Source organism: Streptomyces sp. NPDC001668 (assembly GCF_042893155.1).
Classification (GTDB): domain Bacteria; phylum Actinomycetota; class Actinomycetes; order Streptomycetales; family Streptomycetaceae; genus Streptomyces.
Window position 1 is genome coordinate 525,984 of record NZ_JBIAUQ010000002.1, and the last position, 17,026, is coordinate 543,009.

Annotated in this window: 11 protein-coding genes; 7 read left to right on the top strand and 4 right to left on the bottom strand. The window is 72.6% G+C overall.

The window, feature by feature from the left end; all coding sequences use genetic code 11:
- The first annotated feature begins 36 nt into the window (after window positions 1-36).
- Window positions 37-2,976 carry an AAA family ATPase gene (locus ACFYZ8_RS07855; RefSeq protein WP_388531448.1) on the top strand — a complete coding sequence of 980 codons (2,940 nt, stop codon included), beginning with the start codon at window positions 37-39 and terminating at the stop codon, window positions 2,974-2,976.
- Window positions 2,977-2,983: 7 nt separating this feature from the next.
- Here the strand turns inward: ACFYZ8_RS07855 and ACFYZ8_RS07860 are convergent, their stop codons facing one another.
- The 4 genes from ACFYZ8_RS07860 to ACFYZ8_RS07875 all read right to left on the bottom strand — a co-directional run bounded on the left by ACFYZ8_RS07860 (window position 2,984) and on the right by ACFYZ8_RS07875 (window position 10,075).
- Window positions 2,984-4,192: an SGNH/GDSL hydrolase family protein gene (locus ACFYZ8_RS07860; RefSeq protein WP_388531446.1), complete on the bottom strand. Its 1,209-nt coding sequence runs from the start codon at window positions 4,190-4,192 to the stop codon at window positions 2,984-2,986.
- Entirely contained in the window at window positions 4,189-6,531 is a 2,343-nt protein-coding gene (locus ACFYZ8_RS07865; RefSeq protein WP_388531445.1) for a glycoside hydrolase N-terminal domain-containing protein, read from the bottom strand. The genes ACFYZ8_RS07860 and ACFYZ8_RS07865 overlap by 4 nt, the downstream gene beginning before the upstream one ends.
- 20 nt (window positions 6,532-6,551) lie before the next feature.
- Window positions 6,552-8,348, bottom strand: coding sequence for an alpha-galactosidase D (locus ACFYZ8_RS07870; RefSeq protein WP_388531443.1), 1,797 nt, complete (start codon window positions 8,346-8,348; stop codon window positions 6,552-6,554).
- A gap of 548 nt (window positions 8,349-8,896) precedes the next feature.
- Entirely contained in the window at window positions 8,897-10,075 is a 1,179-nt protein-coding gene (locus ACFYZ8_RS07875) for an ROK family protein (protein WP_388531441.1), read from the bottom strand.
- Between the two features lie 92 nt (window positions 10,076-10,167).
- On the opposite strand from ACFYZ8_RS07875, the gene ACFYZ8_RS07880 reads away from it, so the two are divergent.
- The 6 genes from ACFYZ8_RS07880 (at window position 10,168) to ACFYZ8_RS07905 (ending at window position 16,958) form a co-directional block, all read left to right on the top strand.
- Window positions 10,168-11,448 carry a serine hydrolase domain-containing protein gene (locus ACFYZ8_RS07880; protein ID WP_388531439.1) on the top strand — a complete coding sequence of 427 codons (1,281 nt, stop codon included), beginning with the start codon at window positions 10,168-10,170 and terminating at the stop codon, window positions 11,446-11,448.
- Window positions 11,449-11,516: 68 nt separating this feature from the next.
- A complete protein-coding gene (locus ACFYZ8_RS07885; RefSeq protein ID WP_388531437.1) occupies window positions 11,517-12,998 on the top strand; it encodes a CAP domain-containing protein in 1,482 nt (493 codons plus the stop codon).
- A 70-nt stretch (window positions 12,999-13,068) separates the two neighbouring features.
- Window positions 13,069-13,746 carry an AIM24 family protein gene (locus ACFYZ8_RS07890; RefSeq protein ID WP_388531435.1) on the top strand — a complete coding sequence of 226 codons (678 nt, stop codon included), beginning with the start codon at window positions 13,069-13,071 and terminating at the stop codon, window positions 13,744-13,746.
- 171 nt (window positions 13,747-13,917) lie between these two features.
- Entirely contained in the window at window positions 13,918-14,958 is a 1,041-nt protein-coding gene (locus ACFYZ8_RS07895) for a tetratricopeptide repeat protein (protein ID WP_388531433.1), read from the top strand.
- The gene (locus tag ACFYZ8_RS07900; protein WP_388531431.1) at window positions 14,955-15,929 is read left to right on the top strand and encodes a polyprenyl synthetase family protein; all 975 of its coding nucleotides are present in this window, start codon (window positions 14,955-14,957) and stop codon (window positions 15,927-15,929) included. Before ACFYZ8_RS07895 ends, ACFYZ8_RS07900 begins: the two co-directional genes overlap by 4 nt.
- A gap of 69 nt (window positions 15,930-15,998) precedes the next feature.
- Entirely contained in the window at window positions 15,999-16,958 is a 960-nt protein-coding gene (locus ACFYZ8_RS07905; protein ID WP_388531429.1) for a threonine/serine dehydratase, read from the top strand.
- Window positions 16,959-17,026 lie beyond the last annotated feature (68 nt).

Genomic DNA, 17,026 nt, shown 5'->3' on the forward strand with positions numbered 1-17,026 from the left:
CACACCGCTGTCAGTACCAAGTGCCAGGATGTATGCGTGTCGCAGATCCCCATCAATACCCCGCTCATCGGACGGGACGACGAGCTTGCCCGGCTCTCCGGTGTGCTGGAGCGGGCCCGGGACGGGGAGGCGCGGGCCGTCCTCGTCGCCGGGGACGCCGGGGTCGGCAAGACGCGGTTGCTGGGCGAGGTCACCGGGAGGGCCGCGGCGTCCGGGATGACCGTGCTCACCGGGCACTGTGTCGACCTCGGAGACGTCGGGCTGCCGTATCTGCCGTTCACCGAGGTGCTCGGGGCACTCGCGCAGGACGAGCGGTTCGCCGGTGCCCTCGCCGCGTATCCGGTGGTGGAACGGCTGCTGGGCGGCGGGGCCGCGGGCGACTCCGGGGGCCGGCTCCGGTTGTTCGAGTCGATCGCCGGGCTGCTCGCCGATCTCTCCGACCTCGCTCCCCTGCTGCTCGTTCTGGAGGATCTGCACTGGGCCGACCAGTCGTCCCGGGATCTGCTGCGGTTCCTGCTCAGCCGCGGAATCCTCCAGCGCCCGGCGGGCGGGGCGCCCACGCACCGGCTGGCCGTGCTCGCCTCGTACCGCGCGGACGACCTGCACCGGCGGCATCCACTGCGGCCGCTGCTCGCCGAGCTCGTGCGGCTGCCCGCGGTGGAGCGGCTGGAGCTGCGGCCGATGGCCGACGGCGAGGTGGCCCGGCTGGTGCGGGCCCTCGGCGAGGGTCCGCTGCCGGACACCACCGTGCGGCGGATCGTCGAGCGGGCCGAGGGCAACGCCTTCTACGCCGAGGAACTGCTCGCGGCCACCGGAAGCGGGGACGGCGGGGTGCCCAGCGGGCTCGCCGACGTGCTGCTGATCCGGTTCGAGCAGCTCTCCGACACCGCCCAGCAGGTGTTGCGCACCGCCGCCGTGGCCGGGCGGCGCGTCGAGCACGACCTGCTGCGGGATGCCGTACGACTGCCCGAGGAGGAGTTGGAAACCGCCCTGCGCGAGGCCATCGGGCGGCAGCTTCTGGTGCCCGGCGAGGGGGACACGTACGCGTTCCGGCACGCCCTCGCCCGTGAGGCCGTGTACGCCGATCTGCTCCCGGGCGAGCGGGCGCGGCTGCACGGGGCGTTCGCCCGGCTGCTCGACGGGCGGGAAACCCGGGCCGAGAGCGCGGCCGAGCGGGCCCATCACTACCGCGAGAGCCATGACCTCCCCTCCGCCTTCACCGCCTCCCTGGAGGCCGCGGACCACGCCGAGCGGGTGGGGGCACCGGCCGAGGAGCTACGGCATCTGGAAGCCGCCCTCGACCTGTGGTCGGCGGTGGAGCCGTCCGCGCGGCCCTCGGGCGAGGGGGGCGACCGGGTACGGCTGATGCTGCGGGCCTCGGCGGCGGCCGCGCACACCGGTGAACTGCACCGGGCGGTCTCCCTCACGCGTGCCGCGCTCGCCGGCGTCGGCCAGGAGGCGGACTCCGAGCTCGCCGCCCGGGTCCGCTACACGCTCGCCGGGAACCTGATCAGCGTCGACAACCTCACCGCGGCCTTCGCCTACAGCAGCGAGGCGCTCGCCATGATCCCCGCGGATCCCCCGTCCCGCACCTGGGTGTGGGCCGCGGCGACGCATGTACTGGCGGCCCGCCAGGTCGGGGAGAACGAGATCGCGCTGCGGATCGCACGACAGGCCCTGGACACCGCGGAGGAGCTGGGCGTGACCGATGCCCAGGCGGACCTGCTGATCTCCCTCGCGGTCGTCGAGGGCGGCGGCCGTCGGTCGGTGGCGGGCCGGGAGCGGTTGCGGCGGGCGCGGGAGCTGGCCCGCAGTTCGGGCAACGCGGCGGTGGAGATGCGCGCGCTGTTCAATCTCGCCATCGGCACCTTCGAGGCCGGGCACCTGGACGACTGCCTGCCATGGATCACCGAGGGGCTGGACCGCGCGCGCAGGGCCGGCCTGCTGTCGTCGCCGTATCCGATGGAGATGCGCTATCTCCATCTGCTGGTGCTGTACACACTGGGCCGCTGGGACGAGTGTGTCCGGGCGGCGAGCACCGATGCCGAGGTGCTGCCCGCGGCCGGTGAGTACCGGGTCGCGCCCGCGCTCTACGTGGCGCTCGCGCGCGGTGACTTCAAGGCCGCCGACCGGGCCCGGGCGCTGCTGGAGGGGCCGTTCGACTGGATGGCCACGCTCGTCGCGGGCATCGCGCTGACCGAGGCGGCGGTCCTGCGGGGAGACGCGGAGGCGGCCGTGGAGCGGATGCGGTCCACTGTCGCGGTCCTCACCGACGACGCGGGCACGCCTCCCCACGTCACCGTCCGGCTGGCCGCCCTCGCGTTGTCCGCGGTCGCCGACCGGGCCACCGATCTGCGTCGCAAGGGGGATCTGGAAGGTGCCCGTCGGTGGGCGGAGACCGCGACCGAACTGCTGGCGCCCGCCAGGGATCTCGCCGTGCACGGCGGAGTGCCGCAGGGCCCCGAGGGGCAGGCCTGGCTGGCCCGGGCCGAGGCGGAGTGGACCCGGGCCGTGTCGGGGCCGGACGCGGAGGCATGGGCGAAGGCGGTCGCCGCGTTCGACTTCGGTGACGTGTACGAACCGGCGCGTTGCCGGCTGCGGTACGCCGAGGCCCTGCTCGCCGCCGACCGGCGCGAGGAGGCCGCGGTGGAGGCGCGTGCGGCCCGTGAGGTGTTCGCCCGGCTCGGTGCCACGGTGCTGCTCGACCAGGTGGACGAGCTGATCCGGCGCGGCCGCCTGGCCGAGGCCCCGCCCGCCGCGTCCCTGCTCACGGCCCGCGAGCAGGATGTGCTGCGGCTGCTCGCCCGGGGCCGCAGCAACCGGCAGATCGGCGAGGAGCTCTTCATCACCGGCAAGACGGCCAGCGTGCACGTCTCCAACATCCTCGCCAAGCTGGGCGCGGCGAGCCGCACCGAGGCCGTGGCCGTCGCCTACCGCGAGGGACTGATCACCCCGGAGACGACGGCCCACGGTTGACGCCCTCTCAGCGGCGGGCGCAGTCCAGGCTGTTCAGGTCGACGGAGTCCGCCATGGCCTGCATGCCCTTGTCGCCCGGGTGGATGTGGTCCCCGCCGTCGAAGACGGGGAGCATCCGCTCGGGGTCGTAGGGGCTGCGCAGGACACGGTCGAAGTCGGTGACCGCGTCGAACTCGTCGCGGTGGCTGCGGATGAAGCCGTTGACCTCCTGTCGTACGGCCTCGGCGGCCGGATCCCATTCGGGCCAGCCCTTGAAGGGGGCGATGGTGGAGACGACCACGCACTTGCCGGCGTCGTGGGCCCGGTCGACGATCTCGCGGTAGCCGGCGATCAGGTCCGGTGCGGTGACACCGCTGTGGGCCTTGAGGTCGTTGACCCCTTCGAAGAGGAACACGGTGCGCACGCCCGGCTGGGAGATCACGTCCCTCTCCAGCCGGTTCAGGGCGCTCGGGCCCGCACCGTCGGCCAGCACCTTGTTGCCGGAGATCCCCTCGTTGGCCACCCCCTTGACCTGGGTGTGCGCTTTCTGCAGGCGCCGGGCGAGGTAGTCGGGCCAGCGGCGGTCGCGGTCGCTGGTGGACTGCCAGCCGTCGGTGATGGAGTCGCCGAGCGCGACGACGGCTCCGGTGGCCGCGGGGGTGCGCACCGAGACCGCGTCGAGGTAGAGCCACGACCCGATCGGCTCGGTCCAGTGGATGCCGCTCTCCTCGGCGGTGTGGTCGCCGCGGGTGGCGTAGGACGTTTGCAGGGCCATCCAGTGGCCGGTGACCGGGCCCGAGGCGTCGGGGGTATGCAGGCTGACGACCAGGTTCGACCCGGCGGCCAGGTGGCCGGGCAGCGGGTCGCTGTACACCGTGGCGCCGGGATCCACGGTGACGGAGGACGCGCCGTCGAAGGTGAGCCGCCGGTTGGTGCCGCGCACCAGTGCGGCGTCCTTGGCCTGGAGGCCGGCGTAGACGCTGTCGAAGGTGACCGGCTGGTGGCCGAACGCGTTGGAGAGCCGGACGCGGGCGTCGCGGCCGCCGACGCTGGTGTGGACGACCATGCGGTAGCCGCGGTCTGCGGCCGAGTCACCGATGGCGTAGGCGCTCGCGCCCCAGGTGATCACCCCGTCGGGCGGGGTCACGGCGGCCGGCGCGGGCGTGGCCCGGAGGGCGGCGGCCGCGACCGTGACGGCGGCGAGCCGGGCCCAGCGGACCGTCGTCCGGCGGCTCACCGGTCGAAGCCCTTCAGGGTGACCGTGGCTCCCGGTTTCAGTGTCACCGTGCGGGCGCTTCCCGCGTGGGCGACCGTCGTGGTGCGGCCGCCGACGCTGCGGATCCGTGCTTCGGTCGGTTTCCCATCCCGCCAGCGTAGGTCGACGACGAAACCGCCGCGGGCGCCTGCTCCGCTGAGGGAGCCGGAGGCGGCCCAGGCGTCGGGCAGGGCCGGCAGGAGTTCCAGGTGGCCGGGGCGGGAGTGGAGCAGCATCTCGATCATCGCTGCAGGGGTACCCAGATTCGCGTCGATCTGAAAGATTCCGCGGCCCTGTTCCACCTGGTAGATGTCGAAGAGGTTGAAGGCGGTGCCGTTGCTGCCTGCGCTGGAGGGGCGGAGGTTGTTGACCACGAGCTGGTAGGCGTTGTCGGCGTTCTTGAGCCGGGCCCAGCACAGGGCCCGCCAGGCGTTGGCCCAGCCGAAGCTCTCCATGCCGCGCGCGGTGAGCAGGGCGGTGGCTCCTTCGACGATCTCGGCCGGCGTGGAGCCGTCGGGGCGGATGCGGTCGCCGGGGAAGAGTCCGACGAGCGGGGACAGGTGGCGGTGGGTGGTCTCGCCGAGGTTGTCGGGGGACATCCACTCCTCAAGCCAGCCGGTGGTGGGGCTTACCTGCGGGAGGTGGAGGCGTTTGCGGAGACCCGCGATCGTGGCGGCGAAGCCGGTGTCCTTCTTCAACTCGGCCGCGGCGGCGCAGTAGTTGCCGAACAGGGCCCACACGAGTTCCTGGGCGTAGGTGATGCCCTTGGCGTCGAGGGGGCCGTGCTCGGGCGACCAGTCGCTGTCGGCGACGAGGACCTCCCGTGAGGTGCCCGGGAGGGTCATGGGCAGCAGGCGCGCCTCCCAGAACTCGCAGGCGCCCTTCAGCAGCGGGTAGATCTTCTCCAGGTGGGTCCGGGAGGCGGTGAACTCGTAGTGCTCGTACAGGGAGTTGCACAGCCAGGCGTTGCCCGCCGGGTGCCACCACCAGCCGCCCCCGCCGAAGGGATTGGTGGAGATCGCGACGGTCCAGCCCGCGTTCTTGCCCGAGGAGTTGCGGTAGCGGTTGCGGGGGTCGTTGAACAGCCTGCGGGTCAGGTCCGTCCAGGAGGGGAGTTGGGCCACGCAGTAGTCGGTGAACGCGTCGAAGCACTGGGGCAGGCCGGTCCGGTCGGCCGCCCAGTAGTTCATCTGGATGTTGATGTCGGTGTGGTAGTCGCCCATCCAGTCGGGGTCGTTGCCGTCGAGCCAGAGTCCCTGGAGGTTCAGGGGCAGACTGCCCCGCGAGCCGACGATCATCAGGTAGCGGCCGAACTGGAGGTACTGCGCCTCCAGTTCGGGGTCAGGTGCGCCGTCCCGGGCGCGTGCGCGGATCCGCTCCCAGGTGTCGAGGGAGCGCTGCTCGGCGCTGGAGGTGCCGAGTGAGACGTCCAACTGCCCGTACAGGGCGTGGTGGTCGGCGGCGTGGGTGCGGAGCAGGGTGTCCGCCGAACGGCGGGCGGCGGCGCGGACCTTGGCCCTCGCGAGCTTCATCGGATCGAGGGACGGGTCACGGAAGTCCGAGGCGGCATCGGGCCGGTAGTCGGTGCCGCCGCTCAGGACGACGGTCAGCTCCCTGCACCCGGCGAAGCCGATGTGCGGGCCCTCGACGGTGACGCTGCCGCCGGTGCCGTACGCCGTGATCGCGGCGCCGTATCGCAGGCCGTTGGGGAGGGTGGCGCCGAAGGAGACCGCGGGCTCCTCGCCGTGCGTTCCCTCCAGCGTGACGGTGCCGGTGTAGCGGCCGCCGCCGCTCTGGGTGAAGTGCAGGACGATGACGTCGTCGGGACGGCTGGCGAAGATCTGGCGCCGGTAGGTCACGCCGGAGCGGACGTACGACGTCTCGTTCACGCCCCGGGCGAGGTCGAGGGTTCGGCGGTAGCCGGAGACGGTGGACAGGTCGTGGTCGGGGATGTCCACGGTGAGCCGGGCCAGCAGGGTGAAGGAGCCGAAGTCCTGGCGGCCGTAGGGGAACTGGCCGTCGGCGTCGAGGGTGTCGTTGAGGCCGCCGGTCCACATCGTGGCGTCGGTGACGAGGAGGAGTTCACGGCCGGGGTCGTTGCTCGCGAGGGCGCCGAGGCGGCCGTTGCCGACGGGCAGGCCCTGTTCGATCATCGAGCGCTCGTCGGCGGGGGCCTGCCACCAGAGCCGGTGGCGGGGATCGGTGTCGGGGGCGGGTGCACCGGCGTGCCGCTGCGGTGCCGCGGTCGCCGTGAACGTGGGCAGCGCGGCGAGCGCGGCGGTCAGCGCGAGGACACCGCGTCTGGAGGGGGCGGGGGTCATGGCGGCTCCTGGTGGCTCGGTCAGGACTTCGGTATGTCGATCCGGTCGATGTCCGGCGCGTAGCCGGTGCCGCTGTCGAAGGTGATCGTGTTGGCGCCGGCCTTGAGTGTCACGGGCACGTACACGCTTGCCACGGTTCCCCAGTCGCCGGTGGCGGGGAGCTTGTGGCGGGTGGCGCCGCCGCCGTTGGCCGAGATGTCCACCGAGCGGGCGTCACCGCTGATGTAGGAGACCTTGATCTGGTAGGTGCCTGCCTTGGCGACGATCACGTCGTTGAAGGTCAGTTTGGAGCCGAGGTACAAGTTGCCGACCTTCTTTCCGTTCGAGCAGGCGGAGCAGTCGGCGACGGAGGCGTTGCCGCCGAGGGTGTTCGCGGTGGACTCGGCCTCGTAGCCCGTGAGGGCGATGGCGGTGCCGCGCGGGGTGACCGTGAACAGCCGCGAGCCGTGGGCGGGCAGGGCCTGGGTGATCTTGTTCGTGTAGGTGCCGAGGTTCTCGTGGTTCCACAGGTCGCGGACGGAGGCCTTGCCGGTGAAGCCGAGGGTGGTCCAGTCGGCGGTGACGGCGGCGGGGGCGTCGGCGAGGTTGAACAGGGCGACGGTGTAGGTGCCGTCGGGGTTCTTCGCGGCCCAGACCTGCTGCGGGTCGGACGGGGTGACCGGCTGTGCGGGCGGGTTGGGGCCCTGGTCGATCGCGATGACCTCGCGGTTGGTCAGCAAGGAGAGGCCGTAGGAGTCGAGGCGGGTGAGGTCGTCGCCGGTGTAGAGGGGGGACTTGGCGATGGCCCAGAGGGTGGCGTAGCTCTGTCGTTCCGCCTTGGTGAGGCCGTCCATCTGCCCGTTGCCGACGTCGAGGGAGTCGAGGTCGTTCCAGCCGCCGGGTCCTGCGTGCCGGGTCCAGGCGGGGGTGTCGTCCCAGCGGTCGTCGACGGAGTTCTCCCAGCTGACGAGGGTGTTGCAGTAGCACTCGACATCGGTGTCGATACGCCAGCCCTGCGAGTACTTCTTCCAGTCGGCGGCGTGTCCGATGTCGAGGGACCAGGAGAGTTCGAGGTGGATGGGGCGGCCGGTGCGGGCTATCGCCTGGTGCCAGGCGGCCACGTCGGCAACGTTGTCGTACTGGTCGCCGCTCTTCCCGGAACCGGGGCCGACGCCGTCGAGTTTGAGGAAGTCGTAGCCCCATCCGGCGATCAACTGGGCCTGGGAGTCGATGTACTTGCTCGTGCACGGCTTGGCGAAGTCGAGCTTGTAGGCGCTGTCCCACCCGTTGGTGGTGCGCAGGTCGTCGTACACGATGTCGGCGGTGGTGCAGCCGTCGGCGTTCCAGATCGGTGTCTTCCCGTCGCCGTACGCCCCCTTCTCCAGGCCGGCCGGGAGATAGATGCCGGCCTTGAGGCCCTTGGCGTGGATGCGGTCGGCGACGGCCTTCATGCCGCTGGGGAAGCGGACCGGGTCGGGCTTCTGGCGGCCGTACTGGTCGAACCCGGACTTCCAGGTCTTGTCCATCCACCAGCCGGCGTCGATGTTGACGTACTCGTAGCCGTACTTCTTCAGCTTGGCTGCCAGGGCGTCGGTCTGCTTGCTGACGTTGGCCTCGGTGAGGTAGCTGTAGTCGCCGTCCGGGTTGAGGCCGGGGTACTTGGAGGACTGCATGCTCCAACTCGACCAGCCCATGTAGGGCTTGGCGCCGAGGGCGGGCGCGGGGGTGTCGGCGGCGTGGGCGGCGGGGACGGCGACCGCGGTGAGGGTGGTGAGGGCGGTGAGGGCCAGGACGAGCAGGGCTCTGGCGGGCATGGCGGCGTACGAGGATGACCGCATGGGTCGTACCTCCAATGGGGGTGCGGGTTCTTGTCGGCTCGGCGGGGGTTGTTGTCGGCCCGCGGGGGGGGCGGGGGCGTTGGCGGCTCGGGGCGGGTTCTGGTCGGCTCGGCGGGGGTTGTTGTCGGCCCGCGGGGGGGGCGGGGGCGTTGGCGGCTCGGGGCGGGTTCTGGTCGGCTCGGGGCGGGTTCTGGTCGGCTCGGCGTGGGGTGTTGTCGCTTCGACGGACTCTTGATGGCTCGGGGCGGTGGTTGTTGTCGGCTCGGCCGGGGGGGCTCGGCGGGGGGATAGGTGGCTCGGCGCGGGTTGTTGTCGGCCTGGCGGGGGCGTTGGCGGCTCGGCGCGGGTTCTGGTCGGCTCGACGGGGGTTCTTGTCGGCCCGGCGGGGGTTGTTGTCGTCGGCTCAGCGGGGGCGGGGGCGTTGGCGGCTCGACGCGGGTTCTTGTCGGTTCGGCGCGGGCTCCGGTTGGATCGGCGGGGGCTTCGGGTGGGTCGGCGCGGGGCTCCGGTTGGATCGGCGCGGGCTCCGGTTGGATCGGCGCGGGTTCCTATCGGCCTGTGTCCGGGGTGATGAAGGACTGGATGGCGGTGGCCGCGGCGCCGCGTGCCCACTCGTCGAAGGGCAGCGGGCGGGTGCGGACATCGCACTGGGCGGCGGAGCCGAACGCTGCCGCGACGAAGGCGTCGCGGATCTGTTCGGCGAACAGGTCGTAGGCGGCGAGTCCCTCGCCGGAGATGATCACGCGTGCGGGTCCGAGGAGGTTGGCGACGGTGGCGACGCCCCGGCCGATCGCCTCTCCGGCGCGGGCGTAGACGTCCCGGGCCCCGGCGACGCCTGCGCGGGCCAGAGCCAAGGCCGCGTCGGCGTCGGGGAGTTCGGCGCCGGTGGCCTCCCGGACCTGCCGGACGATCGCGGCCTCCCCCGCTATCGCCTCGACGCAGCCGCGGTTGCCGCAGTGGCAGAGCGGGCCGGACGGATCGACGGTGACATGGCCTATCTCCCCGGCCACTCCGTGCGCCCCGGCCACCACCCGGCCGTGCACCACAAGGCCGCAGCCGATACCGGCGCCCACCGTGACCAGGGCGAAGTCGGACAGGCCCGCACCGGCGCCGAACCACTGCTCGGCCACCGTCAGGGCGCGCACGTCGTTGTCGACGGTGACCGGCAACCCGGTGGTCATGGCGGCGAGTTCGGCGAGCGGCACATCACGCCACTCCAGGAACGGCGAGTAGCGGACGGTGCCCTCGCCCCGGTCGACGTCACCGGAGACCGCGATGCCGAGGCCCAGTACCGGAGCCGTGGCGTCGTCCACCTCGGTGAGGAGCCGCTGGACGAGTTCCGTGATGCTCGCGAGCACCGTCTTGGGGGCGCGGTCGGGCAGCTGCAGATGCCGGGCGACGCGGATACGGCAGCACAGGTCGGTGAGGACCCCGATGATCTCGTCGCCGGTGACCTTGACGCCGATGAACAGGGCCCGTCCGCCGTCGACCCGCACGAGGCTCGCGGGCCGGCCGAGCGCCGGACGGGCCTCCTCGTCCACGCCCTCCACCAGATAACCGGCCTCGATGAGCGGCCGGACCGCCTTGGTGACGGCGGCCGGTGACAGTCCGACACGCCGGGCGACCTCCAGACGGGCGAGGGGCCCGTGCGACAGGACGGTGGTGAACACCTGTGAGGCGGCAGGGGTGTTGGCGGGGAACGTCTCGGCGCGAGTGGTGGGGCGCATGGCCGGGAACCTAGGGGGATTCTTTTCCGACGTCAATAAAAGAAGCAGGATTGGCTGTGCCGTTGCTGTGATCAGCCAAGGAGAAGAGCCGTATGACATCAGCACGAGTGGTGGTCGGGACGGTGGCCGGGGCGGTCCTGCTGCCCCTTCTCGCGGTCCCCGCCCACGCCGCGTCGGCCACCGAGCCCGCCGCCCGCTCCGCCTCTGCCGCGCCGTCCGCGCCCTCCTCCCCCGCGGTGGATCTCTCAGGTGTGCGCGGCGTGTTGCGTTCCGCGCTGGCACAGGGCGCGCCGGGGGCCATGGCCCGGATCGACGACCGGGGCACGGTGTTCCGGGCCGCGGTCGGCGTCGCGGACCGCGGGAGCGAACGGGCGATGGGCGAGGCCGACCGGTTCCGGATCGGCAGCGTCACCAAGACCTTCACCGCCGTCGTCCTGCTCCAACTGGTCGACGAGAAGAAGCTGAATCTCGACGCCCCGGTCAACCGGTATCTGCCCGGTCTGCTGCCGGACGACCGGATCACCGTGCGCCACATCCTGGGCCACCGCAGCGGCCTGTACGACTACACCAACGACATGTTCGCCAAGTCGGTCTCCGGGTTCGAGGCGGTCCGCAAACGGGTCTTCACGCCCACGGAACTGGTGAAGCTCTCGCTGCGCACAGCGCGCACCAACGCGCCGGGCGCGGTGTACTCGTACTCGAACACCAACTTCGTCGTCGCCGGGATGCTCGTCGAGAAGCTGACCGGGCACCCGGTGCGGACCGAGTACGAGAACCGCATCATCGGGCCGCTGAAGCTGCGGGACACCTTCTATGTGCACCCCGGCATGACGATCCCCGGCCGTCACGCGCGCGGTTATCTCACCCCGGACCAGGCCGGCGCCCCTCTCGTCGACGCGACCGAGCAGACGGTGTCGTGGGCGCAGAGCGCGGGCGCGCTCATCTCCAGCTCCCGGGACCTGAACACCTTCCTGTCCGCCCTGCTCGGCGGCCGGCTCACCTCGGCCGCCCAACTGGCGCAGATGGAGCGCTGGATGCCGTCGTCCGGCAGTGGCCAGGCGTACGGTCTCGGGCTGCGCCGCCGCGATCTGTCGTGCGGGGTCTCGGTGTACGGCCACACGGGTGCCGTGCAGGGCTTCTACACGTACGCGTTCGCCTCGAAGGACGGCAAGCGCGCTCTCGCCGCGGTCGCCAACACGTCCAACAACGGCACGGTCCTCAACACGATGCTGGGCACGCTCGACTCCGCGTTCTGCGGCAAGACGGCCAAGACAGCCGAGGCGGCCAAGGCGACCAGGACGGCCGGGGCGCCGCACGGCAAGGCTCCGGTGGAGCGGCACGAGGACATGGCGCCGGCGGCAACGCTGGACTGACCGCGCCCCGGGAACCCGGGCGTCCCGGTGCGCGTTCTCCCAGCGAACGACGACACCAGGGCGGCGCGATGAGCGAGTTGGTCCCCGGGGGCAATCTGCCCCTGCCCGAAGGGGCCGTCACCGTGCGGGTGCCCGGCCCCTTCGACGTGTCCGCCCTCGTCACGGACGACGGCGGCAGGGTCCGGGGCGACGGGGACTTCGTGTTCTACAACCAGCCCTCCACCCCCGGCGCCCGCCTCTCCGGCGACACGCTGACCGTGGATCCCCGGCGACTGCGCGCGGGCGCCACCAGGGTCACGGTGGTCGTCAGCCCAGCCGACCCCGGCACTCCCCTGGGCCGACTGCCCGCTCCGGTCCTCCAGGTCACCGGCGCAGGTGGCCGTCCGCTCGCCCGGTTCGCGCCACCGCGGCCACGGCAGGAGACCGTGCTGCTGCTCGCGGAGATCTACCGGCGGGGCGGCACCTGGAAGCTGCGGGCGCTCGGGCAGGGGTACGCGGACGGGCTCGCCGGGCTGGCGCGGGACTTCGGGGTGGATGTCGTGGACGACTCGTCGACGAGTGCGGCGCCTTCCGGGGCGCTCACCGGACCGGGGACCGGCCGGGTCGCTGCTCCCGCAGCGCGGACACCCGGTCGGCCCACGGCATCGGGAGCGCGGCCCGCCGCTCCTCCCGGCGCGGGGACCCGCCCGGGATCCTCCTCGGCCCGCCCGTCACCTCCGAGCCGCCCCGCGGCCCGACCCGGCACCCCCCTGCTCGCGCCCGCCCCTTCCCCCGAGCCGGCCACCTTTCTGACCCTGGTCAACTCGGCGCGCTCCACGGCCGGTTCGCCCCCGGTCACCCTCGACCCCCGGCTCACCGACGCCGCCCGCGCCCACGCCTCGGCCATGGCCTCCGCGGGCCGGCTCGGTGTCGAGGGCCCCGACGGCATCTCCGTCTTCCAGCGGCTCACCGCGACCGGATACGCGTACCTCACCGTCGGCGAGCACCTCGTCTCCGGCCCCCGCAACGCCTCCGAGTTCGTCGAGTACTGCCTGCGCACCGAGCAGCCCCGGCGGACCCTGCACGACCCGGCCCATGTCCACGTCGGTCTGGCACACGCCACCAAGGGCCGCTCCGGCGACACCTACTGGACCGCGCTGTGGGCCAGACCGCTCACGCCCACCGAGCTGACGCGGACGGCGGACGAGGTCGTCGGCCTCACCAACCGGGAGCGCGCCCGGGCCGGTCTGCCGCCTCTCGGCGTGGATCCCCTCCTGGCCCGTGCCGCGCAGGCGTACAGCACCGACATGGCGGTCCGCGCCTTCTACTCCCACACCTCTCCGGAGGGCACCCAGCCCTGGGACCGGGCCGCCGCCGCGGGCGCCACCCGCCGCTCGATCGGGGAGAACATCGCGTGCGGACAGCGCTCCGCCGCCGAGGTCGTCGAGGGCTGGATGAACAGCCCCGGTCACCGCGCCAACATCCTCAAGCCCGACTTCACCCACATCGGGATCGGCTTCGCGGGCGGCGGCCCGGCGGGCACGTACTGGACCCAGCTGTTCGGGGCCTGAGACAGGCCCCGAAGACGCGAGTCGGTCCGCGATCTTGGCGGAGGCAATCCCTCCGGGCCAGGATGCCCCCATGAAGGGTGACCTCTTTTCCAGTGAGCACATGGTGCAGCCGGCCACGCAGCCGGGCATGACGGTCGAGAACTCCAAGTGCATCAGGTACGCGGTGCACGGCGAGATGCTCGCCCGCCAGGGGGCGATGGTCGCCTACCGCGGCAATCTCCAGTTCGAACGCAAGGGCCAGGGCGTCGGGGGCATGCTCAAGCGGGCCGTCACCGGCGAGGGGCTGCCGTTGATGGCGGTGCGCGGACAGGGTGAGGCCTGGTTCGCGCACGAGGCGCAGAACTGTTTCATCGTCGACGTGGAGCCGGGCGACGAGTTCACGGTCAACGGCCGCAACGTCCTGTGTTTCGACGCCTCGCTGGCATACCGGATCTCGACCGTGAAGGGCGCGGGAATCGCCGGCGGCGGCCTGTTCAACAGCGTCTTCACGGGCCACGGCAGACTCGGCCTGGTCTGCGAGGGCAACCCGCTGGTGATCCCGGTCTCGCCGGAGTTCCCGGTGTTCGTCGACACGGACGCGGTCGTCGGCTGGACGGCGGGTCTGAACACCTCGCTGCACCGCTCGCAGTCCATCGGGTCGATGCTGCGAGGCGGTTCCGGCGAGGCGGTGCAGCTGATGCTGCAGGGCACGGGTTACGTCGTCGTACGGCCGAGCGAGGTGACCCCGCAGAAGGCGCAGCAGCACTGACACCTCAGGCAGTGATCTGCGCCTCACAGGCAACCCGTCCGTCTCCGTCCACGTCTTGACCGGCAACGGATGATGCCCCGGCCCCCGGGCCGGGGCTCATTTTCGAGGCACTATGCACACCATGTATACACAGCACGTATAGATGAGGTGTATACGGACGGAAAGGCACGCATGTACGGCAAGGCATTCGCCCCTGAGTACCAGGGCGCGCTCACCACTCTCTCCGTGAACTCCTCGCTGGACGACGTCCTGGCCGCGGGCACCGAGCAGTTGAGAGCGGCCGAGCGGGCCGGACGGCACGGGGAGGCGGCGCGCTCCGGACTCGCCGTCGCCGAGGCGCAGCGCAGGCTCGGCCGGGTCGCCGACGCCGACCGGGCCTGGAAGGCGAGCTACCGGGCCGCCCGCCGGGCCGGGGACACCGCGGGCATGGCCTGGGCCCTGTGGAGCGGTGGCACGCTGGCCCGGCAGCGGGGCGCGTTCGCCCTGGCCCGGCGGCTGTTGGGGCTCGCGGCCGAACTCGGCGAGCGGGGCGGGGACGTCGTCGTGCGCGGTTACTCGCTGGCGGGGCTTGCCGAGACCGGCCGCATCCAGGGCGACTACGAGGCCGTCGGCCGGCTGCACGAGCAGTTGCTGGCCGAGGCCAGGCGGCGCGGCGAGGCACGGCACACGGTGTGGGCGCTGTCGGGCATCGCGCAGATGCACCGCAACACGGGGTCCTACGACACCGCGTACGCCATGTTCGAGGAGGCGGCCCGGATCGCCGCGGGCGCGGACGACCGGCGCGGTCACGCCTGGGCGCTGCGTGGGCTCGCCGACCTGGCCTCGGTGCGCGACGGCGACGCCGAACGGGCCCTCGCCCTGCTCTCCGAGGCGGAGGCGACCTGCCGGGAGATGAACCTGTCCAGCGCGCTGGCCTACAACCACAAGATGCGCGGCAACGTCCTCTACCGGGCCGGGCGTTACCCCGAGGCCCGCGACCTGTACGAGCAGGCGCTGGCCGAGTTCCGCGCCATGAGCGAACCGCGCGGGGAGGCGTTGGCCCGGCTCGGGCTCGCCAAGTCCCTGGCCCGGCTGGGCCGCGACCGCGCCGAGACCGCGGCCGAACTCGACGATCTGGCCCGCACCTTGGAGCGGACCGGGCTGCGGCACGCGCGGGAGATGGTGGCACGAGCCCAGGAGGAGTTCGGCGTGCGGACGGAGGCGGTACGGTGACCACCCTCGCCGTTCCCGAAGTCCTCGTCCGATGCCGCGAGTTGGTGCAACCGGCCCTCCGGGAGGCGGTCGGCCGGCTGCACCCCTGGGTGGGCGAGATGGCCGCCTACTCCTTCGGCTGGTGCGAGGTCGGCGGCGCCCCGGCCGAGGCGTCCGGCGGCAAGGGGGTGCGGCAGGCGCTCGCCGTACTCGGCGCCGAGGCGGCCGGCGCGCCCGGACGGGCCGGGGTGCCCGCGGCGGTCGCGGTGGAACTGGTGCACGTCTTCTCGCTGCTCCACGACGACATCATGGACGGCGACCCGGCCCGGCGCGGGCGCCCCACCGTGTGGAAGGCCTACGGCACGGGTCCGGCCGTCCTCGCGGGCGACGCCCTGTTCGCCCTCGCCGTCGAGACCCTGGCCGACGCCGGCCCCGGCGCCCTGCGTCTGCTGTCCGCGGCCCTGTCCGACCTGGTGCGGGGCCAGGCGGACGACCTCCTGTTCGCCACACGCCCCTGGGCAGGGCCGGAGCGGGTGCGGCCGGAGGAGTACCGGGCCATGGCCGAGCACAAGACCGGGGCGCTGCTGGGCTGCGCGGCGGCGCTGGGCGCCCTGCTCGGCGGGGCGCCCCCGGCCGCGGTGGCCGCGCTGGACCGGGCCGGGCGGCATCTGGGGGTGGCGTTCCAGATCGTCGACGACGTCCTGGGGATCTGGGGTGACCCCCAGGTGACGGGAAAGCCCGTGCATGGTGATCTGCGGGAGCGGAAGAAGACGTTCCCGGTGCTGGCCGCGCTCGACTCGCCGGCTCCCGCCGCGGCCCGCCTGGCGCGGCTCCTGGAGGCGGACGGGGCTCCCCGGGAGATCGCGGCCCTGGTCGAGGAGTGCGGCGGCAGATCGGCCGCGCTCGCCGAGGCGCGCCGTCACCTCGCGTCCGCGGAGACGGCGTACGAACTGCGTCCCTTGGTGGACTACCTCCTGCGGCGCGATCTCTGATACCGAGTTGACCTGCGCCATCCGTGGGGACAGGGTTCGAGGAGAGCTCTCCCGCCGGAAGGAACCGTCTTGATCGGGATCACGGACATCGAGCAGCAGGCCGAGCTGATCGCCGGACACGTCGTCCGCACGCCGACCCTGCCCAGCCCCGGTCTGTCCGCGCTGCTCGGTGCTCCGGTCACCGTCAAGCTCGAACTGCTCCAGCGCACCGGCTCGTTCAAGGCGCGCGGGGCGACGGCCAAGCTGCTGTCGCTGAGCGAGGCGGAGCGGGCGGCCGGGGTCGTGGCGGTCAGCGGCGGCAACCACGGGATCGCCCTCGCCCACATGGCGGCGGCGCTCGACATCAAGGCCACGGTGGTCATGCCACGCTCGGCACCCGCCCGGTCCGTGGAGATCGTCGAGGCGACCGGGGCCTCGCTGCGGCTGACCGACGACATGGACAGTGCCTTCTCGCTCGTCAACCGGCTGCGGGACGAGGGACTGACGCTCGTCCACCCCTTCGACGACCCTCTGGTGATCGCCGGGCAGGGGACGGTGGGCCTGGAGTTCGCCGACGACGCGGACGACCTCACCGACGTCGTCGTCAGCGTCGGGGGCGGCGGTCTGATCGCCGGGGTCGCGGCGGCCCTGCGGGCGCGGCGTCCCGGTGTCCGCGTCTGGGGCGTGGAGACCGCGGGCGCCGAGGCCATGTCCCAGGCACTCGCCGCGGGCGGGCCGGTGCCGGTCCCGCTGTCCTCCCTCGTGACCACGCTCAGCGCCCCGTCCGTGTCCCAACTGACCTACGAGCATGTGGCGGCGCTGGTCACCGAGGTCCTCGTGGTCCCGGACCGGGAAGCCGTGCAGGGCTGCCTCGACCTCGCCGACCACGCCAAGCTGTGGGGCGAACCCGCCGCCGGGTGCCTCCTGCCCGCCGCCCGCGAGGTGCTGGAGCGGGTCGGCGACGGCTGCCGGCTGGGCCTCGTCATGTGCGGCGGCAACGCGACCACCACCGACGTCATGGCCTGGGCCGAGCGGTTCGGGCTGCGGTGAGAGATGCGGTGAGAGATGCGATGTGGGAAGTGGTCGACCGCGTTCGTTCTACTGACTTTTGAGTCAGG